Below are 23,359 nucleotides of genomic sequence, written 5' to 3'. Positions count from 1 at the left end.
CACTTTCAAATTTTTGAAAGTGTTTTTATCAATTATTTTAAAATTTTCTATTCTCTGTTTTTTACCAAAATCCAGCCGGTGTATTTTGTTTGTGTATTGTTTTTGTCGTTTTCGTTCCAAGTGATGGTATACCAGTACGTTCCTGTAGGAAGTTTTTTGTTTCCAGAGGTTCCGTCCCACTTGTAATTTCTGATTTTGTCTGCTTCATATACTTTGTTGCCATAGCGGTTATATACGGTAAATACTAGATTTTTCTTATATGCTAAAGCGGTATAATCTACTATATCATTTACATTGTCTCCGTTGGGTGTAATTGCATTTACCAAGTTCGGAACGGTGATGGTTACCTGAACAGGAGTACAATCGTAAGAGTCTTTTACATAAATTGTGTTTTCTCCTCTTGGTAAATCTGTGAAAACATTTGAAGTTTGCCACTTGGTACCATTAATCGAATATTGGTAAGCGGGGTTTCCTCCATTGGCAGTTACCGTAATCGTATTGTTTGTAATGTCTAAAGCAGAGATAACAGGTTGATCACTTGGGTACACATTTACCAATTGCATGGTGTAACAATTTCCTGTTTGAAGTTTTACCCAATAAGCTCCTACACTTACTCCCGTTATGGATTGAGTTGTTGCACCAGTGCTCCATTCGTAGCTTGCAAAGCCTGGTCCCGCATCTAGTGTGGTTCTGTCTTCTGAACAAATTGTTTTGTCTTTTAAAACAGAAGATTTTACTGGGGGTAGTACTACTAAAGTAATCTTTGTAATAGCCCAACATCCATTTTGATCTGTTACTCTTACATAAACTTCAGTGCTTTCTGTAATGTAAATTGCAGGATTTGGGATTGCATTTACGTTGTTTGTAGCATCCGCAAGGGTTTTGTAAAACTTCTTTGTAATACCAGTCATGTTGGTGACGCTAGCTGATGTAAGATCGAATAAAGCGGTAGTTGTCGCTGTTTCAATGTAGCAAGATTCTAAAGTAGCCTGAGTTAAAACTATTGTAGGGTAAAAACTTAGTTGAATTTGTGTAATATATGTACAATCATATTGGTTTTGTGCTTTTACATAAACTATTTTTTCTGCTGAAGTGTAGTTCGCCGGATTTTGAATCTGGTTTGTACCGTTATTGAGATCGTTTAATGATGGATAATATTTGTATGTTAAATTCGTAATGGAAGCAGGGTTTATTGCAGCGGAAGTTAGATTAAATACGGCGGTTCCAATATTATTATTGTTACATTCCGTAAGTTTTGCATTGCTGAGTGTAAATGATCTATCAACGAAGTTTACGGTGCCAAATTCTCTACATTGATTCATGAAATTGGTTGGATTTACAGGGTCAACATAACTAATTGCATAAAAATATGTAACTGCTGGATCAACTGCAATTGGTGCGGTAATAGCATTTGTGTCATCTAAAGCATTTGATGAGTTGTAATAATATTTAACAATAAAATTAGGGTTTCCATTAATAATGCCTGCAGAAAGAGTGTTGAAATTGTAAGTTGTTGGCATTCCACAGATTTTAATTGGTTGTTGTGGTGCTACAAATGGATATGGTTGGTATGTGTGCCCATACTGATTGTCAAATGGAGTTAATAGCGTAGCGGTTCCGCTAAATGTCAATGAAAACCCATTTGCTGTACTCAAAAAATTGTCAACCAAAAGTATATATTCTTCTCCCGCAATTACATTAAGGGTTGCGTCAAAGTATGTATTTGTTGGGGTAGAAAGTCCAGTGGTTCCTGTGGCTGCGTTAGAGCCTGCGTAGTTACATCTAATTGGTGATAAAAGAGATGTTGCTGTGCAGGTTGGGTTTGGTCCATAAACTGCAAAGTCATAGTCATCTGAATTTACATTTGCGTCAATAACAAAATCTAAAGTTCCAGATGTTGCAATTTTAAATTTATACCAAACTGAAAAGTGTTCACCGCTTTTTAAACATAAAGATGAAGGTACGTTTGTTGTAGGAAGTTCTTGGGTTCCATGTCCGCTTGGCGTATATGCGATGTCTAGGTTTCCACAAATTGGGATTGCATTATTACAATCTAATTGCGAAAAATATAGTTGTGAAGTAAATAAAATAAATAGAAGTAGTAATTTTTTCATTTTTTCCAGTAAATTTTACCAAAGTTAATTAAAAATTTACAAAAAGTGCTCGGAATGAGCATGTAAAAAAGAAAAAGCCGCAATATAATGCGGCTTTTGTTTCTTTATTTGTAATTATTCTCTGTTTTTTACCATTACCCATCCTGAGAATTTAATAGGTGTGCTGTTTTTGTTGTTTTCATTCCATGTTACCGAATACCAGTAAGTTCCTGTTGGAACTTTTTTACCTGCAATTGTTCCGTCCCATTTGTATTGATTGTTTTTATCAGCTTGGTGAATTTTAGTTCCATATCGATCGTAGATATTTAGTACTAAGTTTTTCTTGTTAGATAAGGCTGAGTAATCAATCACATCATTCACTCCATCACCGTTTGGAGTAATTACGTTAATAATATTTGGAACCACAAAGTCAACAATTATTGGCTCGCAATCGTATGCGTCTTTTACATACAGCGTGTGATCGCCTCTTGTAAGATTCGGGAACACGTTAGATTCTTGCCAGTTGATATTATCTAAAGAATAGCTGTAAGCAGGAGTTCCGCCTGTGGCAAAAACAGTTACATTATTATTAGAGATCTCTATGTTAGACAGAACAGGCTGTTCAGATGGGTAGATTTTTACCGTTTGAATAGACCAGCAATCTCCTGTTTTAAGTTTTACCCAATAAGTTCCTACTCCTACATCAGAGATGGTTTGGGTAGTTTTACCATTGCTCCACTCATAACCAGCGAAACCAGCACCAGCGTCCAAAGTTGTCTTATCTTCCATGCAGATTACTTTATCAACCAAAACTGTTGAATATACTGGAGAGAATACTGTTAAAGTTATTTTTGCAACGGTGAAACAGCCATTTCCATTCATTACTCTTACATATACAACTCCGCTTGGCGCTGTATAATTGTCGGGAGTTAAAATTTCATTGGTTTGATTGATGGCATCTGTTGGAGATGGATAGTATTTTTTAGTCGTTCCTGTTTGTAGTGTAACTGTTGCAAGGGTTAAGTTGAAAGTTCCCATAGAGTAATTTCCTTCAATAAAGCAGGATCTTAAAGTAGCTTCTTGAACTACCACTACTGGGAAAAATGCAAGTTTTATTTCTGCAACATCCGTACATCCGAATGGCGACGTTCCTTTTACAAATGCAGATCCTCCTGCAGATAAATACTGATAAGGGTTCGTAATCTCGTTAATGTTATTATTCAAATCATACATTGAAGGGTAATATTTCAATGTGATAGTAGGATCCGTCGTTACAATTGCATCAGTAAGATTAAAGACTGCAGTTCCTTCGTTGTTGTTGTTACATTCTGTAAGGGTTTGATCTGCTAAAGTGATCGTACCATCTTTAAATTTGAAAGAACCATTTATAAAACATTTATTTACAGGGTCATTCGGGTTGTTTGGATTTGTATACTGAATGCTGTAATAGTAAGTATCTGTTGTATTTACAAGAATCGGCGTGGTGATAGCATTTGTATTACTTAGCATATCATTCGTGTTACGGAAATATTTTACGCCGAAGTTTGGATTTCCGTTAATGATTCCTGTCGATAAAGTACTGAAGTCAAAAATGGCAGGATTTGTACAAATAATTACTTCATTAGGTCCCCCGCTAGGATTTGTAAGTCCTGGAGCTTGGAAAGGATTAGGAACCAGAGTTGTATTGAATGGAGAGGCAAGTGAAGCAGTACCAGTCCATGTTAATGTAAAACCATTTGAAGTTTTTGAGAAATTGTCTACTACTAAATAATAAGTTTCTCCGGGTAAAACATCTAAATATTGGCTCCACCATCCTGTATAAGGAGGAGTTAGTGCAAGACCTGTAACTCCTGCAGGATTTGAACCTGCGTAATTGCATCTAATGGGAGCTCCAAAATTGGCACAAGTTTTATTAGGACCGTATACCCCAAAATCGTAATCATCTGGAGCGTTGTTGGAAGTAATGGTAAAGCCTAAAGTCCCTCCTGTTCCGATAGTAAAAGTGTACCATACAGAGTAGTGTTCATCGGTTGAAAGGCATCCGCCAAGATCTTCTAAAATATTTCCTGGTCCGGAAGGTGTATAAGAAATGTTTGAATTTCCGCACAAAGTAATCGCAGTCGGGCAATCAGACTGCGCAAAGAAAAAATGTGACAGAAATATGAATAAAATTAATAGAGTTTTTTTCATATTAGAAAATTTATAACAAATATAATAATTTATTAAACATAAATCTTTTTTTTAATTATAATTTAATTAAATTAATGAATCTGTGTTAATATTGCATTTTTCGTAATTTTGGATTGGTGCTTCCAACGAGTAAAGTAATAAGGATGGTAAGACTTCCGCCAACGACAACCGATTTTACCGTTCCTAAAATTTTTGCGGCTAAGCCGCTTTCAAATTGCCCCATTTCGTTACTCGACATGATGAAAATTGAATTCACACTTAAAACTCTTCCTCTGATATGATCTGGAGTTTTTAATTGAACGATCGTTCCGCGGATTACAACAGAGATTCCATCAAGTATTCCGCTAAGTACAAGAAACATAAAAGATAGCCAATAATAATTTGAAAGGCCAAAACCTATAATGCAAAGGCCAAATCCGGCAACGGCAAACAATAAAATTTTTCCTTGGTTTTTCTTTAATGGCACTAAAGCAAGAATGGTTATAATTATCATAGAACCAATGTCTGACGCGGCATTTAGTAAGCCTAGACCGTCTGCTCCGGATTTTAAAATATCTGTCGCAAAAACAGGAATCATGGCAACAGCACCTCCGAAAAGCACCGCAAACATGTCTAAATACAAAGCTCCTAGTATTTCTTTGGTTTTATAAATAAAAGATACGCCTTCGCGAATACTCTCCATTACTTTAACATTTTCTTTTTTATGTTCAGAAAATTGTTGGTTGAGCTGCCAAAAGAATATTGTGGAAATCACAATCAATACAACAACTATCAAAACAGTCCATTTTATACCGTAAAACTCAATTAAAAATCCTCCAGCTGCATGTCCGAAAACAGATGAGATGAGGAAGGTTGCTTGGTTTAGCGTAATTGCATTGGGAAGATTAATTTGCTTTACGATTTTAGGAATCATAGAGGGAACAATGGGGCCAATAAAAGCTCTCGCAATTCCTGTGAAAAAAATAACACCGTAAATAAAATAGGTAATCTGATGATTTGAAAAGTGTAGGTTTTGACTAAAAAATGCTGGGATTAGCAACAAGCCAATAAGAAATACATACGCATAGCTACAGATGAGAAGTAGTTTTTTCTTTTCGTTCGTATCTATAACGTGCCCCGCGTACAAAGCGCAGCTTACTGCAGGGATTACTTCGCAAAGACCAATAAGGCCAATAGAAAAGGGGTCTTTTGTGAGTTGATACACCCACCATCCCAATAAAGTTGCAAGCATTCTGAATGCTAAAACAATAAAAAATCTTCCGGTAAGAAGATTTCTGAACTCTACATTTTTTAATGTTTGTAGCGGAGAAAGTGAAATCATATACAAAAATAGCCCTAAAAATTTATTTAGAGCTACTTGTAATCATTATTTTAAGGTAAAATTAAGCTTATTCGTCTTTGTCTGCTCTCATAGAGCTTATCACGATTGCAGCTGTTGCAGCAGCGCCAATTACGATCGCTCCTGTTGTTACTTTAGCCTTAGTTTTATCTTTTACAGATTCAATATTGCTTTTTGGGATTACAACTTCTGTACTGTCTTTTTTCCCTTTTGTACCAATAATATTATCGCCGTCTATATTTCTGAAAAGAATGGTTTGCTTTTCAGACCCATCTTTTTTATTTACAATATAAAGTCTTCCTGCTTGTAGGTTAGAATAATTGTTTTTAGAAATATCTTCCGAGTAAGTGGTGGTTGCACATGATGATATCATGAATAGGGCAGTAAGTAATGAAGATTTTAATAGTACAGATGCTCTCATTATAATTTTTTAGTTTTCCAAATTTATAATTTTTTTTGAATATATGTTTTTCTTAAGAAGAAAATCTTAAGTTTTTTATAAGATTTAGCATAAAAATGAATCAATTTTATACTTGTTTCTTTTTATTTGTTGCCGTTTTGAATGGTTTTAACCGAAATTTTAAAATTTATATTTTATAAATTTCTAAAAGGTCAGCAAGCTTTCTGTCATTTGCAAGACGAGGGGTTTTGTTTTGTCCGCCCAATTTTCCTTGCGATTTAGCATATTCATTAAATGCATTTTTCTTTAAAGTTGAAATTTTAAGCTGCTGCAAAATATTTCCACTAATTAAATCATCATAATAGGTATTTCTACTTCGAAGTTGGTGGTCTAATTCTTCTTTAAATTTTGCTAAATCTTGTGGTTCTTCCTCAAATTCAATAAACCATTCATGATAAGGAAGTTCGTTTTCTGCCGTTACTTGCGGGGCGAGATGGAACTCGGTAATTTTTGCAGGAAATTTCTGTAATGTAGCTTTCAGTGCTTCTTCAACTTCAAAAGCGATTACGTGTTCTCCAAAGGCGGAAGTGTAGTGTTTTGTTCTTCCGCTCACCAAAATTTTATACGGATTTTTGCTAATGAATCTCACCACATCGCCAATAGAATACGCCCACAAACCTGAATTGGTGGTAAGAATCATCGCGTAATCTTTATGGAGTTCAATTTCGTTTAATGTAAGACGAGGCGCATTTGGTTTTCCATAGTTTTCAAGCGGAATAAATTCATAAAAAATTCCGTGATTGGGTAAAAGTAAAAGCCCTTCTTGAGTGTAATCATCCTGAAAGGCAAAAAAACCTTCGGAAGCAGGAAAAGTTTGTACAATGTCTACTTTTCCACCAAGAAGAAACTCCATTTTATCTTTATACGGTTCGTAGTTTACGCCTCCGGTTACGATCAATTGAAGGTTCGGGAAGATTTGCTTTATTTTTTTACCATGTTTTTCCGTTAATTTTTCAAAATACATCACTAACCAAGGCGGAATTCCAGAAATAAGTGTCATGTTTTCTTTCTCGGTTTCTTCTACAATTTTATCCACTTTGGTTTCCCAGTCTTCAATCATATTGGTTTCCCAGCTTGGTAATCTGTTTTTTTGAAGGTAATTGGGGATGTGATGCGCCACAATTCCTGAAAGTCTTCCTGTTTTGATGCCAAAAACTTCTTCCAATTCAGGGCTTCCTTGTAGGAAAATCATTTTTCCGTTTACAAAATCTGCATTGTTTTTTTTAGCAATATAATGGAACAAGGCACTTTGCGCGCCCTTCACTTGAAAAGGCATTCCTTCTTTAGAAATCGGGATGTATTTGGCTCCAGAAGTTGTTCCGGAGGTTTTCGCAAAATATTCGGGAGTGTCTGTCCAAAGAATATTGCGCTGTCCTTTTTTTACTTTTTCAATGTAAGGTTTTAAATCTTCGTAATCGCTTATTTTTACTCGTTCCTGAAAATCTTTTATGGTTTTAATGTTTTCAAAGTCATGACTTCTCCCAAAAAGTGTTTTCTCGGCAGTTTTTACTATCGAAAGCAGCAATTCTTCTTGCAGTTTCGGAGCGTTTTTTTTGAAGCTTTCAGTCTGTGAAACATGGCGTTTCGCCCAAGCTAAAGCAATGTTCTTCTTTAGAAAATTTAGCATGGTTCAAATTTATAAATTATGAAAACATTTTGAGCGATTTTCCATCAACAAAAAAACCGGAACAATTTCCGGTTTGTATCAAAATTTGAATATGAACTAATAAGTTATAATCGTTTTATTGGTTTACTTTGTATCTTTTGTCTGGAGTTCCGTCTTTTTTCAAAGTTTGGTTTTCTTTGTATCTCATATCGGGAGTTCCATCTTTTTTCAGCTTAGTAGCTGTTTTTGTTACGTCTTTTTCTGCGCTTTTTACCGTTTTGTCTACTGTTTTATCAACGGTTTTTGTTGTTTTTGTAGCTGTTTTAGAAATGTCTTTTGTGGTTTTTTCAACTGATTTAGTTGCTGGTTTTACTGCATTTGTAGCGGTTTTTGTGGCTGTTTTAGTTGCAGTTTTTGTAACTGCTTTTGTTGCTGGAGCTACTTGCTGTGCATTGGCGATTCCCATCCCAATCATTAGGGATAGTGCTGCGATAATTTTTTTCATTCTGTAAATGTTTTATTCTATATCAAAGGTAGCAAAAAAGTATTTTCAAAATATTTTTTAACGAAACTTAACTAAAGTTTATCATTCTTTAAATAAAAATTGAAAACCTGCTTTCATCTTGAAAGCAGGTTTTCAATAATGCAAATATGTTCAATTATCGTGTACAGTTTGCGGTCCAGGTTTTTCCGTCTTTGTTGTAAGCGATTTTTAGTTCGTTATTGTCTATTCTTACATAAACTAATGCATTAGAACCTACCATTACTAATGAATTATCTCCTGTTTTTTGGAATTCTAATCCGTTCAAATCAGGAATCCCATTACTGAAAGAAAAATTATATTTTGTTCCGCTTGCAATTTTTGTTACAAAAACACTTCCTTCGTTTGTACTGGTATTAGTGCTTCCGTCGTTATAAGAAATACTTCCTTTGTAAGTTCCCGCAAAGAAATCATTGTCTGCAGGATCATCGTCTCTACTACAAGAGGCTAAAGTAAATGCCGTAAATAGTACCAGCGTAAATGCTCCTAAGATTTTCATTAAATTTTTCATAATAATAAATTGTTTGGTTATGCGGATTGTGTTTTCAAACGTTATGCCGAAACAAATTATAATCGATTATTTTTAACGAAAGTTTAAGAGCTTTTTGAATTCTTTATGATGGGTGTGGTAGCTTATATTTTTTTTAATGAACAATGTAATTCTTAAGGTTCTATGCAAATATTTACAGGAAGTATATTTCCGTTGGTATTTTGCATTTGTCCGTCGTAACAATTGTTGGCTGTTTTGTGAACATTGATGGTGGCTGTTTTTACATGATCGGTATATTCAGTCATTTCAATTTGTTCATCTGTCATTTTTCCAGAAAGTTGATAAATACGTGCTTTTCTAATTCTGGCTCTTGCAGGATAATAATAAGTGCCAGAAACTTCGGAGCTGTTTTCATTTTTCTTTAAGTTGAAAACCGCTGAAAGTTTACCTACATTCCCTCTCATGATAATGTTTTGCGTAACCGACGATTTTTTTTCTTCAACAACTTCTGTTTTTTTTATTTCAGAATCGGGGCTGATTGGTTTTTTGTCGTCAGAATTTTTAGCTTGAAGAATTACAATTAAACCTCCAAGTGCCGTAATAAAGGTTGCTCCCGCGGTGAGTAAACCGGGCAAACTAGAAAACCAGTTTGAGTTTTTTTCTTCCATAGCGTTTAGTTTTAAAATTCAATTCTTATTTAAATAATTGAACGTTAGTTTTTTATAATGCTAAATTACGAATTGGAAATGATTTAATTTTTAGGTATTTTCCCGATATATCTGTGAATTTTTTCTTTTGATTTAAATTTTAAAGAAGTGATGGTGCTTAATGGTAATTAAATTGTCATCCAAAATTAAAACCTATCTTTGCAAAAATAAACCTGCGGTTTCGGAAAACTCCCGAAATCGCTTTTGTCGTTTGCCTTTGCGAGCGTTGCAAGGCAATCTTTCAAAAAAATATACTGTATGCAGCTAAAAAATATAAACGAAACGCTACTCCCCTCTCTTCTTAAAAACGAATTTGGGAAAGAGATTTTTGCCGCTCTTGAAACAGAAAATCATGTTTCTGTAAAAGGTTTTGCGGGTTCTGCAACTTCTTTGTTTGCCGCAGAATTGTTTCTTACGCACAAAAAAACGGTGCTCTATATTGTAGACGATAAAGAAGATGCGCTGTATGTGAATACCGAGATGGAAGACCTTTTGGGAAAAGAAAAGGTGCTTTATTTTCCGGCAACTCATCTTGAACCTTATCAAGTTGAGAAAACGCAAAACGCTAATCTCGTTCTCCGCACCGAAGTTTTAAATAAAATTAATGCAGGAAGATATCCTAAAATGATTGTCGCCTACGCCGGAGCTTTATCGGAAAGAGTTTTGAAAAAAGAAGATTTCAAGGCGATTTCTCATCATATAAAATCTGGCGACCAACTCGATTTTGATTTTGTGGATGAATTGCTGAATCATTATCAGTTTCATCAAACAGATTTTGTTTCGGAACCGGGCGAATTTTCTGTTCGTGGAGGGATTGTAGATGTTTTTTCTTACTCAAATGAAAAACCTTACCGTCTTACTTTCTTCGGAAATGAGGTAGAAAGTATTAAAACTTTTGATATTGAAACCCAACTTTCGGTGGCAAAAGTAGAGAGTTTTCAGTTGGTTTCTAACATGAATTTTTCGGCTTCTGGAAATAAAGTTTCTCTGCTAGAAATTTTACCCAAAGAAGCATTCATCATTTCTAAAAACCTTGAAGCAGGAAAATTAAAACTCAAAAATTTCTACGAAAAAGCGTTAGAAAAATATGAAACGCTGAGCAAAGATATTGCGCATAGAAGACCTGCAGAATTATTCATTTCGAATGAAGATTTTCATTTTGAATACAAGAAATTCCGCACAGTAGATTTTTCTTCTATCTTATTAAATGGTCTTGAAACTACTTTAATTGAGTTCAACCAAACGGTGCAGCCTGCTTTTCATAAAAATTTCGAATTGCTTATCGAAGATTTAGAAGAGAAAGAAGCCGATGGTTTTGAAATGTGGATTTCTTTTTCTACCGAAAAACAAAAAGAAAGACTTGAATCTATTTTTGAAGAAGTTGGGCGTACCGATTCTGAAAAGAGAGAAATTAGGTTTAAAAGTTTTAAATCTGAACTTCATGAAGGGTTTGTAGATGCTTTAAATAAAGTTTTGGTGTACACAGACCATCAGATTTTTGACCGTTACCAACGCTATAAAACCAAAAATACTTTTGCCAAATCTGAACAGTTGACATTGAAAGATTTAATGTCGCTAAAAGTGGGAGATTACATCGCTCACATCGACCACGGAATCGGAAAATTCATGGGATTGGTAAAAGTAAATAATGACGGAAAGGTTCAGGAATGCTTCAAACTGACGTATAAAAATGGTGATTTGTTGTACGTAAGTATTCATTCATTACACAAAATCTCGAAATACAACGGTCCCGATGGTCGAGAAATTGTGCTGAGCAAATTGGGTTCTCCCGCTTGGAAATCTTTAAAACAGAAAACGAAAGCGAAAGTAAAACAGATTGCTTTCGATTTAATAAAATTGTACGCTCAAAGAAAAACGGCAAAAGGATTCCCGTATTCGCCAGATTCTTATCTTCAAAATGAATTGGAAGCCAGCTTTATTTACGAAGATACTCCAGACCAGGAAAAAGCAACCATCGACGTGAAAAAAGATATGGAAGCTGAAACGGTGATGGATAGATTGGTGTGCGGCGATGTAGGTTTTGGTAAAACTGAAGTTGCAATTCGTGCAGCTTTTAAAGCGGCAACCGATGGAAAACAAGTGGCGGTTTTGGTTCCTACAACGATTTTGGCGTTTCAACATTATAGAAGTTTTAAAGAAAGATTGAAGGATTTTCCTGTAAATATTTCTTATTTGAACCGTTTCAGAACTGCAAAGCAAAAAAATGAAACGTTAGAAGGCTTGAAAAATGGCAAAGTTGATATCGTAATTGGAACACATCAATTGGTTTCAGATAAAGTGAAATTTAAAGATTTAGGATTATTAATTATCGACGAAGAACATAAATTTGGAGTGGCGGTAAAAGATAAACTGAAATTATTCAAATCGAATGTCGATACATTAACCTTAACAGCAACGCCAATTCCGAGAACGCTGCAGTTTTCGCTAATGGCGGCGAGAGATTTATCAGTCATTAAAACACCACCGCCAAACAGGCAGCCTGTAGAGACGCAAATGGTTGGTTTTGATGAAGAATTGATTCGAGATGCTGTTTCCTACGAACTTCAAAGAGACGGACAAGTATATTTTATCAACAACAGAGTTGAAAATTTAAAAGATATTGCAGGGCTTATTCAAAGATTGGTTCCCGATGCGAGAGTAATTACAGGACACGGTCAAATGGATGGAAAACAGCTGGAGCAAAACGTTCTCGATTTTATGGAGGGAAAATATGATGTTCTTGTAGCTACAACCATTGTAGAAAGTGGGGTGGATGTTCCGAATGCAAATACAATTTTCATCAACGATGCACAACGATTCGGAATGGCAGATTTGCACCAGATGAGAGGTCGTGTTGGTCGAAGTAATAGAAAGGCTTTTTGCTATCTCATTACGCCACCTTTAGACATGATGAGTTCGGATGCACGAAAAAGATTGGAGGCAATTGAGCAGTTTTCTGATTTGGGAAGTGGTTTCCAAATTGCGATGAAAGACTTAGAAATTCGTGGTGCAGGAGATTTGTTGGGAGGTGAGCAAAGTGGTTTCATCAACGAAATGGGTTTCGAAACGTATCAAAAAATGATGCAGGAAGCTTTAGAAGAGCTAAAAGACGATGCAGAATTTGGTAATTTATTTGAAAATGAAGAAGAACGTCAGAAATTATTCAAAACGGTAAAAGAAGTTAATATTGAAACCGACCTCGAATTGATGTTGCCGGATTCTTACGTTTCCAGTACAGAAGAAAGGCTTTCTTTATACCAAAAATTGGCAGAAATTGATAATGAAACCGACCTTCAAAAATTTGAAGCAGAACTAAATGACCGTTTCGGAGCATTGCCAAAAGAAGTAATTAATCTTTTGAAAAGTGTTGCTTTAAAATGGTTGGCTGCAGAAATTGGTTTCGAAAAAATTGTCATGAAAAACGGAATTTTCTTAGGCTATTTCCCTTCCAATCCGCAGGACAAGTTTTATCAAACCGATAAGTTTAGAAACATTATTACCTATCTTACACAAAACCCTTCACAAGCACAATTAAAAGAGAAATCTGGCAAAGAAGGAAGCCAATTGATGATGCGGAAAGATAAAGTGAAAAATGTAGATGAGGTAAATGGTTTATTGAAATCAATTTTAGGAATTTAACCTCTGCATTCATTAATATGTAGATGAGTAATCATTTTAACAAAAAAAATCTAAAACATTGTTTTAGGTTTTTTTTGTTAAAATTTAATTTTTATTAATTAATTGCGAAATTCTATTATATTTGTTTGCATTTAATTAATAAAAAACTTATGACCAGACACAAATTCTTAAAAGGAGTATTACTTATACTCATGGGTTTTATGTTTTCATGTGATAACACAACTGATGACCCAATTAATAACGCTAAAAACAATCCTAACAACCCGAATAATTCTGGGGGTAGTACTGTAATAACTGGCCCCAGAATTTTAAATAAAATAACCGCAAATGGCTTTACAGAACAAGAGTTTGTTACGACAGGTACAACTTTAGAAAAAGCAATTTTTAGAGATGCAGCTACAGCAAATTCTTTTTTGGTTGGTAAAGTTACTTACACTTCAGGGCAGATTACTAAGGTAAAATATCAGCAAGAAGTTAATGGTACTATTCCGTCAAATGCAATGCTTTATGAATTTGACTTAACTTATGATTCCAACGGAAAGATAAACTATACTACATGCCATAGAATGCTGGGAAGTGTGCAGTCGTTTGATAGTGAGTACACTTATGTTTATGATGGAGCAGGTAAAATGACACAAATTCTAGAAAAGAAAAAAATGGCAGGTAGCTATACTCACTTTACAAATTATATTATTACTCATACTGGAGATAATATGACAAAAATAGAGACAGTAACAGGAATTACAAGTTCTACAGGTGTTCCAGACATGTCTACTGCAATAACAGTTACTTATGAATTTACGGGATATGATAGTAAAATTAACCCTTACACGACTTTACCAAAATCATTTTTCGTTACTTGGGGACTACTTCATCCTCAGAACTTGAGTACTTTGTCGGCAAATAATGTGACAAGTTTCAATGTGATTAATCAGGGGCCTACTCCAATTTCAGGTTCGTATACCTATTTGTATGATTCTCAGAATTATCCAGTTTCAGATCAAACGCAAACACAAAAGTATATTTATAAGGCGTTGTAGGAATAAACTATTATTAGTTTTGCGTATATATTAATAAAAATATGATTTTTATGTAAAAAAAAATTATATTTGTGGGAAAATAAGTAATCTCTATTGAAAATGAAACAACTTTTCTATTTTATTCTCCTTATTGCAGGGCTTTCTTCTATTCATTCTTGCAAGGATTTGGTAGACGAAGAGGGGAACCCTCTATTAGACATTAATAATAATACTGGTCTTACCGGACCTAGAGCTTTGTTTAGAGAAGTTACCAATGCAGATACAATTGCAGAGTATCGTTACAATGGGCTCTTGGTAAATAAAGTGTTCACAAAAGGAAAGCACACACGCTCTGTGACCGATCTTTTATGGAGTGGAGATAAAGTAAGTAAGATTTCTTTTTACGGATTTTTAGATGAAGATAAAGATGGTAATCTTGATGATGATAGTGTAGCTTACACACAATTGCTTACTTATGGAGCGGGTGGAAGACTTACAATTATTACGGAGAATAGAACGCTTTACAAGAAAACTTCAGGTCCTGGTGGAACTCTTGTTCTTCCGTGGGTAGTAAATAAGAAATACAAAAAAATGTATAACCTTGAGTATGCTACAGGAACAGATAAGTTGAGCAAAATTACCATGAGAGATGGGGAAGAGATTACTGGAAATGTATTTGATTATACAGATTATTCTATTACCAACTACACGTATGCTGGAGATAACGTCTCTGTGGTAAATAGAGTGTACGGAACTATTATCGCAAATGTTTTCCAAACACCCGATGAGAATTATAAGTATGAGTATTTTACTTATGATGACAAAATTAACCCACATACTTTGTTACCATCAGCTTATAAGATTTCATCAATCTTATCTACAAGAGTAAATGATGAGAAAAGCCACACCTTTTCTATCAACAACCCCAAAAGACTTACCATTACAGATATGATGGTGCCAATTCCAACACCGGTTGTTTATACAACAAATTATGCTTACGATCCTCAAACTTATATGACACAAGGATTTGGAATTTACTATTTTTATAAACCAATGTAAGTATTGGTATAATGATATAAGCCCCGTCTTTAAAAAAAGATGGGGCTTTTTATTTCTAAAAAATTTATTTTTGCAAAAAATAATAGAATGAAATACCTTATTGTAGGGTTGGGAAATAAAGGCGCCGAATATGAAAATACACGCCATAATGTCGGTTTTAAAGTAGCTGATAAAATAGCTGAAACATTAGAATCCTCATTTAATACCACAAATTTTGGGTGGATGGCTGAAGGAAAACATAAAGGGAGAAAAGTATTTGTTTTAAAACCGGATACATATATGAACCTTTCAGGAAATGCTGTGAAATATTGGATGCAGAAAGAAAATATACCTTTAGAAAACGTTTTAATTGTTACTGATGATTTGGCGCTTCCTTTTGGGACTTTAAGAATGAAAGGAAAAGGCTCAGATGCGGGGCATAACGGTTTAAAAAATATTAACGAAGTTCTTCAAACACAAAACTACGCAAGGTTAAGGTTTGGGATTTCTGCAGATTTCTCAGAAGGAAGACAGGTAGATTATGTTTTGGGAACTTGGAATGAAGAAGAATCTGAAAAACTAGACGAAAGAATAGAGAAATCTGCGAAAGCTTCTTTATCTTTCGTTTTTGCAGGCCTAAATAATACAATGTCTGCTTTCAATGGAAAATAGAAAAAAAGACCATTTTCACAATCTGAAAATGGTCTTTTTAATTTATATTGCTCTTGTATGTGTAATGACAATATGCGAATTTTCGTTGGTTTCGTAATCTTTATATGATGTTTTAAAACCAAGTAATTCTACTTCAATATCATCTTCAACCGCTCTCACATTGGCAAACTCCTGTATCATTTCCAGAACATCTGTGGCAATGTAAGCTGTTTCTCTTGCATCAAACGTAATTTTACTATTGGGTTTAATGTTTTTCAAAGTCTTTTTAATGGCGGCTTTATTTAAAAACGAAACCTCTTCTGCCAATTTCATTGTAATTTCATCAGCATTGTCTAGTTTTTCTTTACTTAGGTAATAGGCACGCTTCATATTTCCTTGTAATATATAGAAAATTGAAATCGCAAGACCAATTCCTACACCTTTCAAAAGATCGGTAAAAACTACCGCTACAACCGTCGCAAGAAATGGAATAAACTGAAATTTACCCAGTGTCCAAAAGTGTTTAAAAGTAGCAGGTTTAGCCAATTTGTATCCAATCAAAATCAATACAGCGGCAAGTGTGGCAAAAGGAATTTTGTTAAGAATAACAGGAATCGTTAGTACGCAAATAAGTAAAAGCAACCCATGAATAATGGTAGATATTTTTGATGTTGCCCCTGCGTTTGCATTAGCAGAGCTTCTTACCACAACAGAAGTCATAGGAAGTCCTCCAATTAGAGAACTTACCAAATTACCTATTCCTTGCGCCTTCAGCTCAAGATTGGTATCTGTAATTCTTTTCTGCATATCTAGGCGGTCTGAAGCTTCTATACAAAGTAAAGTTTCAATAGAAGCAACGATGGCGATGGTGGCTCCTGCAACCCAAACTTGATAATTGGTAAAACCACCAAGATCAGGGAAAGTAATGAGGTTTTTAAAATCTTCCAAGCTTTGAGGGACGGGAAGTGATACCAAATGCTGAGATTCTACTGCCAAACTGCTTCCTAAAAATTTAAAAAGTTCGTTCATTACAATTCCCGCGACTACTGCGGCTAATGCTCCGGGAAGCATTTTAAGCTTTTTCAGGGCCGGAACTTTATCCCAAATAAGTAGAATTGCTATAGAAACTATAGTGATGATTAATGCACCTGGATGAATGGCGTGAGAAGCTTCTTCAAAGTACTTTAAATTGATTCCGTTATCAAAAAGAGTTTCGTTTCCTTCATAGTCTTTATCGAAGCCTACTGCATGCGGAATTTGTTTTAAAATGATAATGATACCAATAGCGGCAAGCATTCCTTCAATTACATTATTGGGAAAGTAATTCGAAATACTTCCTGCTCTTACGAATCCTAAGATAAGCTGAATTATTCCCGCTATCATCCCCGCACAAAGAAAAAGTTCGAAAGCTCCTAGATCTGTAATTGCTTTCAGAACAATTGCCGTTAATCCTGCAGCTGGTCCTGAAACCGAAATGTTAGAATTACTAATGGTACCGATTATAATACCACCCACAATACCAGAAATAATTCCTGATAATGGCGGTGCTCCTGAAGCTAATGCAATTCCTAAACATAGTGGCAATGCAACGAGGAATACCACTAAACCGGAAGGTAGATTTTCTTTAATCCCTCCTGATAAACTGTTGTTTTTTTTCATGACTGAAAAAATTTTTTTGAAAAATATAGTACTATAGATAAATAACCGCATCTAATGAGCGGTTCGTAAAAAGCAGATGCAGTGTATTATCTAGACTGTAATACACTGCAGGTTGCATGTTTATCTATGCCTCCGGAGGCGGAGAAAATATGTTGAGGTGAGGCGACAGATGAATGCGGTCATCGGTCTGCACAAATGTTGTGCGTTCAGAATCGGGCTCGAAAAACTTCAGATAGTCGTAGACATTTAAAGTTTTTGGAAGCGTCTTTTCTACAACAGAAAGAAAAGAAGAGTAGTGAGAATGTGTTTCTTCTTCGTTTACCACCACGTTGGTTTTTACCAAGTCCCATTTCAGAACTGCAGCAATGCTTGGCAATGCTGTAAAGTTCAAAACGAACAGTAGTGTGATGATACTCCAGATTTTCATTCTCATAAAAAAAATTAAGGCGTTTTTCTTGTCATTGTCCAAGAATCTTCAGTAAGATTATAGATCTTTTGGATGTCTTTGAGTTCTTTTTCGAAATCAATTTTAAGATCGATAATTTTTCCTGTTCTTAAATCGAAAACCCATCCGTGTACCACAGGGAATTCTTCTTTAATATACCTTTTTTGTACGCAAGCCATTTTGATGACGTTAATGCACTGTTCAAGTACATTTAGCTCTACAAGCCTGTCATACTTCTTTGCTTCGTCTTCAATAGCGTCTAGCTCGGCACGGTGAATTCTGTACACATCTCTGATGTTTCTTAACCAAGGATTTAAAATTCCTAAATCTTGAGAAGTCATCGCTGCTTTTACACCACCACAGTTGTAATGTCCACATACAATAATGTGTTTTACCTTTAGATGAGTAACGGCGTATTCTACTACAGAAGCCGAGCTCATATCCAAGGTGTTTACAACATTGGCAATGTTTCTGTGTACAAAAACTTCGCCCGGTTTTGCTCCCATAATTTCTTCAGCAGTTGCTCTACTATCTGAGCATCCTATGTAAAGATATTCAGGTGTTTGAGTTTTTGCTAATTCATGAAAAAACTCCGGGTCTTCGCTAATTTTAGATTCTACCCACTTTCTGTTGTTTTCGAAAATAACTTCGTACGATTGTGACATAAAAATAGTATTTAAGGTTTATAATTATTTGTTTCGTTTAAATTATTTTCTATTTACGATAGGTTTAATCGATATTTATACAAAACTAGTTTTTTTGTTTTAGTGTGTTATCTTTTTTAACACTGTTTAATATTTACACTTTGTTGTTGATGTATCCCAAGGTGGCGGTTTCGTTAGGATAAATCTTTGCCGGATTTCCCGCTACTATCGCATTATCTGGAACATCAAAGTTTATATAAGCGTTCGGTGCTACCAAAACATTGTTTCCGATTTTAATTTTGCCTACCAAAACGGCATTCGGACCAATCCAAACTTCGTTGCCAATTTCGGGATAACCTTCGTTTTTTCCTCTGTTTTGTTGCCCAATGGTAACGCCTTGTGCAATATTGCAGTTTTTACCAATTTTTGCTCTTGGATTAATCACTAAACTTCCCCAATGCCCCAAATAAAGACCTTCTCCAATTTCGGTTTCAGGGTAAATCTGAAAACCATATTTTATTTGGTAATGTCTTAGAACAAATCGCCACCAAATTCCTAAGATAGGCGTTTTTTTGTAGCGTTGCGCTTTTCTAAGAACGTACATAAAATGTAAATTCGGGTTAATGCATTTTGCACAAATCTGTATTCCTGAAAGCCATTTTCCGCTTTCGCGATAAAAGTCTTTCTGTATCGTTGAGTAATGCTCTGCCATACACAAAAATAAACAATCTGACTGATTTTAAAACTTAATTTCTAAAGAGAACTGAAATTTTTCTACAACTCATCTATTGTAGACATTATTTTGTCTACAGAATTTTGCAAAGTGAAAGGCATTTCAGCATGTTCAAGTTGTATAGAAATGTCGTTGAAAGCTGTTTTTTCGGAAATGGCTTTTTTCATTCCTAGGTAAATTCCGTCTTCCGAATTTTCTGTAATGATGCCGTATTTGCCATCGTTTAGCATTTCTTTTACTCCCGAAACATCAGTTGCAATGATTTTCTTTTTTAAAGTGATGGCCTCAAATAAAACCGTCGGAAAGCCTTCGTATCTCGAGCTAAGAATATAAAAATCAGCATTTTTAAAATAAGGATAGGGATTGTCTGTAAAACCGAGCATGGTTGCGGTTTCATCTATATTTAAAGAATGTTTTAAAGCTTTAATATTGTCAAAATCATAACCGTCTCCAACGATAAGGATTTTATGTTTTAAACCTTCATCTAAAAGTTTTTTATGAACTTTTAAAAGTCTGTCGAATCCTTTTTGCGGAAACACAGTTCCAACAGAAATAAAAGTAGGAACAGTGGTATCAAAATGATAATTTTTCACAGCTTTTTCTGCTTTGCTGAGAATTTCATCTGTGTCTAAAGGATTGTAAATTCTCTCAATTTTATATTTTTCCGCTTCATTTTGAGCTAAATTTTGAAAAAGAGTTTTTATTTTCTCTGAAATCACTAAAATCTTGTCGAAGCCAAAGAATTTTTTAATTTCATCTTCAGAATAGCCTTTCACTTCAGAAAGGTCATTGTGAATCCACACGATTTTTTTGGAAGATTTCAGCGGCGAATTTAAAATTTCGTCTCGCATTCCATGAATAGCGGCAAATTCAATATCATAGATTTTGTTTTTCAGTTTTTTACGGTATAAAAGCTTTGGAAATTTCTTCAAAACCTTTTGATATACAACTCTAAACGCCTTTTCTGGTAAATCTTGGATTCTGTTGGTGGTAATCATTTCTCCCTTATTCAGATAGATTACGTTAATCCAATCTGGAACTTCAGAAAGATATTTTCCGGAATATAAATTGAGCAACAAATCGATTTCGTATTTGTCTTTTGGAAGGTTTTTAAGAAATGTAACCAATACTTTTTCTGCACCACCGTGCCTCAGTGAGCCTATTCTGATAAGTATTTTTTTTTGGGTGGCCATTATTCTGCGGCTTTGAATTTTTTAGGCAAATTATTTTTAAGCCAATTGTTTAATTGCTTTTTGTCTTTTTCGAGTTCAATAGGGTAGTCGATAGAATTTTTTTTGAGGATGTCTCCATAATCTTCGATTTCACAAATGTATTTTGCGGGATTTCCTCCGTAGACCGTATTATTTGGCATAGAGTCGGATAGCACAGAATTGGCTCCTAAAACGCAGTTGTCTCCGATTTCTACATTTTGAAGAATCACAGAACCATTTCCAATTGCACAGTTTTTTCCAATTTTTATGTGGCCAAAGTTTCTTATCGTTTCATAACCTTCAAGTTTTCTAAGATTTACAGTAAAGCCAGAATGCGTTACAAAGGTTGCTCCTTCACCAATTCTGGTTTCGTCGCCAATTTCTACCAAAAAGGGTTCAGAACCAAAAGATACACTGTTTCTAATCACGACATTTTTACCAAGTTTTAGGCCGTTGCTTACGCATATTTTTGTGTAAATTTTCTGCTGAAAATCTTGAGAGGATGTGTAGAGTTTGTTTAAAATTTTATAAATCATCATCATGCAAACAAAGTTAAATATAATTTATAAATTTGCCTCTCAAAAATACAAGTATGACGATAGAAGATTTTTGCGAGTTAATACGTGCAGAGCTTAAAGAGGAAACGGTAATTAATCCTTCAACAAACTTTAAAGAACTTGAAAATTATGGTTCTTTATCTGCTGTTGTTATTTTAGACTTGGTAGAAAAGAGTTTCGATGTTAAGATTAATCCACGAGGTTTTAGAAGTATTAATTCTGTGAACGACCTTGTAGACGTAATCGGAGCAGAAAAGTTTTCTTAAACAGAAGGTTTATTATCTCTGTACAGCATAATTTTGTGGCTGTACGGATAAATTGGATTTTCTGGCGTGTGAATAGCAAATCTCTTTACATTTTCGTCGTCTTGAAAGCCGAGTCTTCGGTAGTAGTCTATCGCAAATTCGTTATTTTCTAAAGGGATTAAGTACATTCTATCTGTTTGGTTTACAAGATGCTCGATGAGAGGTTTAGAAATCCCTTTACTTCTAAATTCTGGCGCAACAAACAGGTATTCTAAAAAATATTTATTGGTTGAAATTTTCTTGGTTTCAGGAAGTGTTTTAGCATTGCTAAAAAAATGCTCGAGATGTTTTTTTTCAAGATGTATTGGGAAGAGCTCGCTTTTGTTTTGATAGTATTCATTGTCGGTAAAAAAAATACTACAGCATGCTGCTCTTTCTCCATCGTATTCAGCTATAGAATAGGTGTTTAGGGAAAATTCTGTATCAAAATTTTCATCATCCTCAAGAAAAGCAGCGAGATATTTTTTCGTGGTTTCTGTATCTGTTCCAAACAAATTATTAAAAGTGTTTTGGTCTTCGAAATTTTCGATTTCCATGATCGCATTTACAATAAAAGGGATATCGGTTTTATTTGCTTTTCGTATAATCATTGTAATGTGCTTTTTAGTTGGTTTCTGTCTATTTTACCTGATGTATTTACCGGAAAGTCTTTAATTTTTATAATTTTTGAAGGAATACAATAATCAGGAAGATGATTTTTGAGATGAGTTAAAACAATTGTTTCTTCTGCCATCAAATCATTTATGAAAAGAATTAAAACATCATTTCCTGCCGTATCTTTATGTAAAACCGCAACACTAATTGCATTATTGAGTTTTTGATTGGCAAAGTATTCAATCTCTGCTAATTCTACACGGAATCCGTTTATTTTAGCCTGAAAATCTATTCTTGCAGTATAATAAAAATCACCTTCATTATCTTTTATGCACCAATCTCCAGTTCTGTAGAAAACTTTATCGTTTTGGTAAATAAATGCCTCCTTGGTTTTGTTTTCGTTTTTCCAGTAAGCTTTGGTTAAAAGTTTTCCAGAAAGCAGGAGTTCACCTTCGTTTTCATTTTCTTCAAGAAAGCTCATTTCGCTGTTTGGAATTGATTGGCCGATGCTTATGATTCCGTTTTTCTCTTTTATTTTTTCTTCAATTTTATAATAGGTGCAGAAGATGGTATTTTCTGTAGGGCCATACACGTTATATAATTCTGCATTGGGTACAAAAGATCTCCAGTTTTCTATCTGTTTTGAAAGTAGTGCTTCGCCGCAGAAAAGATTTAGTCTGAGGCTGGTGTTTTTTATCTCATCATCTAAATACGGAATGATTAAATTCAAAATACTTGGAACCATTAATGCCACTGTGATTTCGTTGGCTTCCAAAAGATCTAAAATTTGTAGAGATTTTGTTTCTTTTTTATGAAGTGAAACTACTTTTGCACCATTTAACCAAGGGATTAAATAGCTCATTACAGATAAATCGAAAGTAAGCTCAAACATTTGCAGAACGCTGTCTTGGGAATTAAGTTCACCAAAGGTTGTGTGGAATGCCTCTGCAAAATAATAGAGATTTGAAAACGTTATGGGTACTCCTTTGGGATTTCCTGTACTTCCGGAAGTAAATAAAATGTATGCGTTATTTTCTATTGGAGAATTTTTGGGTTGTAAGGTTTCTATTCCAAAATTTTCTGTGGAGTCTATAATGTTTATATTAAAATCTTCTTCGATTTTTACAGACGAAAGCAGAGCTTCTATCTCGGCTTGGTTTATGACATTTAAGTTTTTACTAATAGGAAAATCTGGATGAATGGGAACATAGGTTTTGCCTTCCATCCAAATGGCCAGAATTGAAGCATACATAAAAACATCATCCGTTAAATAAATTCCGATATTGTTTGAGGGGAATTTCTCTATCTGATTTCTAATCTGCTGAGAGTATGTTAAAACCTGACTATATGTATAATCTTTATTCTCGATAGAAAGACAAACATTGTCGCTGTTTACCAAAAAAGATTGGTATAAATTTTCTATAAAAAGATTCATTTT

General features: G+C 34.6%; 21 protein-coding genes. 5 read left to right on the top strand and 16 right to left on the bottom strand.

Annotation, left to right across the window (positions count from 1 at the left end; genetic code table 11):
- Positions 1-47 precede the first annotated feature (47 nt).
- The 8 genes from AC2A1D_RS15055 to AC2A1D_RS15020 all read right to left on the bottom strand — a co-directional run bounded on the left by AC2A1D_RS15055 (position 48) and on the right by AC2A1D_RS15020 (position 9,387).
- Positions 48-2,114 (bottom strand): T9SS type B sorting domain-containing protein, encoded by a 2,067-nt coding sequence (locus tag AC2A1D_RS15055; protein WP_484044396.1) that lies wholly within the window; start codon positions 2,112-2,114, stop codon positions 48-50.
- 114 nt (positions 2,115-2,228) lie between these two features.
- Positions 2,229-4,283 (bottom strand): T9SS type B sorting domain-containing protein, encoded by a 2,055-nt coding sequence (locus AC2A1D_RS15050; protein WP_484044395.1) that lies wholly within the window; start codon positions 4,281-4,283, stop codon positions 2,229-2,231.
- Between the two features lie 85 nt (positions 4,284-4,368).
- Entirely contained in the window at positions 4,369-5,604 is a 1,236-nt protein-coding gene (locus AC2A1D_RS15045) for an MFS transporter (RefSeq protein ID WP_484044394.1), read from the bottom strand.
- A gap of 67 nt (positions 5,605-5,671) precedes the next feature.
- On the bottom strand, positions 5,672-6,043 hold the full coding sequence (locus tag AC2A1D_RS15040; RefSeq protein WP_484044393.1) for a hypothetical protein: 372 nt from the start codon (positions 6,041-6,043) through the stop codon (positions 5,672-5,674).
- A 166-nt stretch (positions 6,044-6,209) separates the two neighbouring features.
- The gene (locus tag AC2A1D_RS15035) at positions 6,210-7,709 is read right to left on the bottom strand and encodes a GH3 auxin-responsive promoter family protein (protein ID WP_484044392.1); all 1,500 of its coding nucleotides are present in this window, start codon (positions 7,707-7,709) and stop codon (positions 6,210-6,212) included.
- A 115-nt stretch (positions 7,710-7,824) separates the two neighbouring features.
- Positions 7,825-8,193, bottom strand: coding sequence for a hypothetical protein (locus AC2A1D_RS15030; RefSeq protein WP_484044391.1), 369 nt, complete (start codon positions 8,191-8,193; stop codon positions 7,825-7,827).
- A gap of 154 nt (positions 8,194-8,347) precedes the next feature.
- Complete coding sequence (locus tag AC2A1D_RS15025; RefSeq protein ID WP_484044390.1) at positions 8,348-8,740, bottom strand: hypothetical protein; 393 nt, start codon at positions 8,738-8,740, stop codon at positions 8,348-8,350.
- 152 nt (positions 8,741-8,892) lie between these two features.
- Positions 8,893-9,387: a hypothetical protein gene (locus AC2A1D_RS15020; RefSeq protein ID WP_484044389.1), complete on the bottom strand. Its 495-nt coding sequence runs from the start codon at positions 9,385-9,387 to the stop codon at positions 8,893-8,895.
- A 297-nt stretch (positions 9,388-9,684) separates the two neighbouring features.
- Between AC2A1D_RS15020 and mfd the strand changes: the two genes are divergently transcribed.
- The 4 genes from mfd to pth all read left to right on the top strand — a co-directional run bounded on the left by mfd (position 9,685) and on the right by pth (position 15,794).
- Positions 9,685-13,065, top strand: a complete 3,381-nt coding sequence (gene mfd, locus AC2A1D_RS15015; RefSeq protein WP_484044388.1) for a transcription-repair coupling factor — start codon at positions 9,685-9,687, stop codon at positions 13,063-13,065.
- A 149-nt stretch (positions 13,066-13,214) separates the two neighbouring features.
- Positions 13,215-14,105, top strand: coding sequence for a hypothetical protein (locus AC2A1D_RS15010; RefSeq protein WP_484044387.1), 891 nt, complete (start codon positions 13,215-13,217; stop codon positions 14,103-14,105).
- Positions 14,106-14,204: 99 nt separating this feature from the next.
- Positions 14,205-15,143, top strand: a complete 939-nt coding sequence (locus tag AC2A1D_RS15005) for a hypothetical protein (RefSeq protein WP_484044386.1) — start codon at positions 14,205-14,207, stop codon at positions 15,141-15,143.
- 87 nt (positions 15,144-15,230) lie between these two features.
- The gene (pth, locus tag AC2A1D_RS15000) at positions 15,231-15,794 is read left to right on the top strand and encodes an aminoacyl-tRNA hydrolase (RefSeq protein WP_484044385.1); all 564 of its coding nucleotides are present in this window, start codon (positions 15,231-15,233) and stop codon (positions 15,792-15,794) included.
- Positions 15,795-15,836: 42 nt separating this feature from the next.
- Here the strand turns inward: pth and AC2A1D_RS14995 are convergent, their stop codons facing one another.
- The 6 genes from AC2A1D_RS14995 to AC2A1D_RS14970 form a co-directional block, all read right to left on the bottom strand.
- The gene (locus AC2A1D_RS14995; RefSeq protein ID WP_484044384.1) at positions 15,837-17,432 is read right to left on the bottom strand and encodes a SulP family inorganic anion transporter; all 1,596 of its coding nucleotides are present in this window, start codon (positions 17,430-17,432) and stop codon (positions 15,837-15,839) included.
- A 124-nt stretch (positions 17,433-17,556) separates the two neighbouring features.
- A complete protein-coding gene (locus AC2A1D_RS14990) occupies positions 17,557-17,865 on the bottom strand; it encodes a hypothetical protein (RefSeq protein WP_484044383.1) in 309 nt (102 codons plus the stop codon).
- An 8-nt stretch (positions 17,866-17,873) separates the two neighbouring features.
- Positions 17,874-18,542, bottom strand: coding sequence for a carbonic anhydrase (locus AC2A1D_RS14985; protein WP_484044382.1), 669 nt, complete (start codon positions 18,540-18,542; stop codon positions 17,874-17,876).
- A 133-nt stretch (positions 18,543-18,675) separates the two neighbouring features.
- Positions 18,676-19,233, bottom strand: coding sequence for a serine acetyltransferase (locus tag AC2A1D_RS14980; protein WP_484044381.1), 558 nt, complete (start codon positions 19,231-19,233; stop codon positions 18,676-18,678).
- 62 nt (positions 19,234-19,295) lie between these two features.
- Positions 19,296-20,447 (bottom strand): glycosyltransferase, encoded by a 1,152-nt coding sequence (locus tag AC2A1D_RS14975; protein WP_484044380.1) that lies wholly within the window; start codon positions 20,445-20,447, stop codon positions 19,296-19,298.
- Positions 20,447-21,007, bottom strand: coding sequence for an acyltransferase (locus AC2A1D_RS14970; protein WP_484044379.1), 561 nt, complete (start codon positions 21,005-21,007; stop codon positions 20,447-20,449). The genes AC2A1D_RS14975 and AC2A1D_RS14970 overlap by 1 nt, the downstream gene beginning before the upstream one ends.
- Positions 21,008-21,057: 50 nt before the next feature.
- Between AC2A1D_RS14970 and AC2A1D_RS14965 the strand changes: the two genes are divergently transcribed.
- Positions 21,058-21,288 carry an acyl carrier protein gene (locus AC2A1D_RS14965; RefSeq protein ID WP_484044378.1) on the top strand — a complete coding sequence of 77 codons (231 nt, stop codon included), beginning with the start codon at positions 21,058-21,060 and terminating at the stop codon, positions 21,286-21,288.
- On the opposite strand, the gene AC2A1D_RS14960 is transcribed toward AC2A1D_RS14965, so the two are convergent.
- Positions 21,285-21,917, bottom strand: coding sequence for a GNAT family N-acetyltransferase (locus AC2A1D_RS14960; RefSeq protein ID WP_484044377.1), 633 nt, complete (start codon positions 21,915-21,917; stop codon positions 21,285-21,287). The genes AC2A1D_RS14965 and AC2A1D_RS14960 overlap by 4 nt on opposite strands.
- Positions 21,914-23,356, bottom strand: a complete 1,443-nt coding sequence (locus AC2A1D_RS14955) for an AMP-binding protein (RefSeq protein WP_484044376.1) — start codon at positions 23,354-23,356, stop codon at positions 21,914-21,916. Before AC2A1D_RS14955 ends, AC2A1D_RS14960 begins: the two co-directional genes overlap by 4 nt.
- Positions 23,357-23,359 lie beyond the last annotated feature (3 nt).

This window comes from Chryseobacterium sp. HNCC26DJ239 (assembly GCF_057180445.1).
This window is presented reverse-complemented; position numbering and strand designations above follow the sequence as displayed.

Excerpts from the sequence above, each read along its gene's own strand:
- AC2A1D_RS14955 (WP_484044376.1), bottom strand. The coding sequence starts at position 23,356 with ATGAATCTTTTTATAGAAAATTTATACCAATCTTTTTTGGTAAACAGC.
- AC2A1D_RS14960 (WP_484044377.1), bottom strand. The coding sequence starts at position 21,917 with ATGATTATACGAAAAGCAAATAAAACCGATATCCCTTTTATTGTAAAT.
- AC2A1D_RS15045 (WP_484044394.1), bottom strand. The coding sequence starts at position 5,604 with ATGATTTCACTTTCTCCGCTACAAACATTAAAAAATGTAGAGTTCAGA.
- AC2A1D_RS14975 (WP_484044380.1), bottom strand. The coding sequence starts at position 20,447 with ATGGCCACCCAAAAAAAAATACTTATCAGAATAGGCTCACTGAGGCAC.
- AC2A1D_RS15035 (WP_484044392.1), bottom strand. The coding sequence starts at position 7,709 with ATGCTAAATTTTCTAAAGAAGAACATTGCTTTAGCTTGGGCGAAACGC.
- AC2A1D_RS14990 (WP_484044383.1), bottom strand. The coding sequence starts at position 17,865 with ATGAGAATGAAAATCTGGAGTATCATCACACTACTGTTCGTTTTGAAC.
- AC2A1D_RS14995 (WP_484044384.1), bottom strand. The coding sequence starts at position 17,432 with ATGAAAAAAAACAACAGTTTATCAGGAGGGATTAAAGAAAATCTACCT.
- AC2A1D_RS14965 (WP_484044378.1), top strand. The coding sequence starts at position 21,058 with ATGACGATAGAAGATTTTTGCGAGTTAATACGTGCAGAGCTTAAAGAG.
- AC2A1D_RS15050 (WP_484044395.1), bottom strand. The coding sequence starts at position 4,283 with ATGAAAAAAACTCTATTAATTTTATTCATATTTCTGTCACATTTTTTC.
- AC2A1D_RS15030 (WP_484044391.1), bottom strand. The coding sequence starts at position 8,193 with ATGAAAAAAATTATCGCAGCACTATCCCTAATGATTGGGATGGGAATC.
- AC2A1D_RS14970 (WP_484044379.1), bottom strand. The coding sequence starts at position 21,007 with ATGATGATGATTTATAAAATTTTAAACAAACTCTACACATCCTCTCAA.
- AC2A1D_RS14980 (WP_484044381.1), bottom strand. The coding sequence starts at position 19,233 with ATGGCAGAGCATTACTCAACGATACAGAAAGACTTTTATCGCGAAAGC.
- AC2A1D_RS14985 (WP_484044382.1), bottom strand. The coding sequence starts at position 18,542 with ATGTCACAATCGTACGAAGTTATTTTCGAAAACAACAGAAAGTGGGTA.
- pth (WP_484044385.1), top strand. The coding sequence starts at position 15,231 with ATGAAATACCTTATTGTAGGGTTGGGAAATAAAGGCGCCGAATATGAA.
- mfd (WP_484044388.1), top strand. The coding sequence starts at position 9,685 with ATGCAGCTAAAAAATATAAACGAAACGCTACTCCCCTCTCTTCTTAAA.
- AC2A1D_RS15005 (WP_484044386.1), top strand. The coding sequence starts at position 14,205 with ATGAAACAACTTTTCTATTTTATTCTCCTTATTGCAGGGCTTTCTTCT.
- AC2A1D_RS15055 (WP_484044396.1), bottom strand. The coding sequence starts at position 2,114 with ATGAAAAAATTACTACTTCTATTTATTTTATTTACTTCACAACTATAT.
- AC2A1D_RS15025 (WP_484044390.1), bottom strand. The coding sequence starts at position 8,740 with ATGAAAAATTTAATGAAAATCTTAGGAGCATTTACGCTGGTACTATTT.
- AC2A1D_RS15020 (WP_484044389.1), bottom strand. The coding sequence starts at position 9,387 with ATGGAAGAAAAAAACTCAAACTGGTTTTCTAGTTTGCCCGGTTTACTC.
- AC2A1D_RS15010 (WP_484044387.1), top strand. The coding sequence starts at position 13,215 with ATGACCAGACACAAATTCTTAAAAGGAGTATTACTTATACTCATGGGT.
- AC2A1D_RS15040 (WP_484044393.1), bottom strand. The coding sequence starts at position 6,043 with ATGAGAGCATCTGTACTATTAAAATCTTCATTACTTACTGCCCTATTC.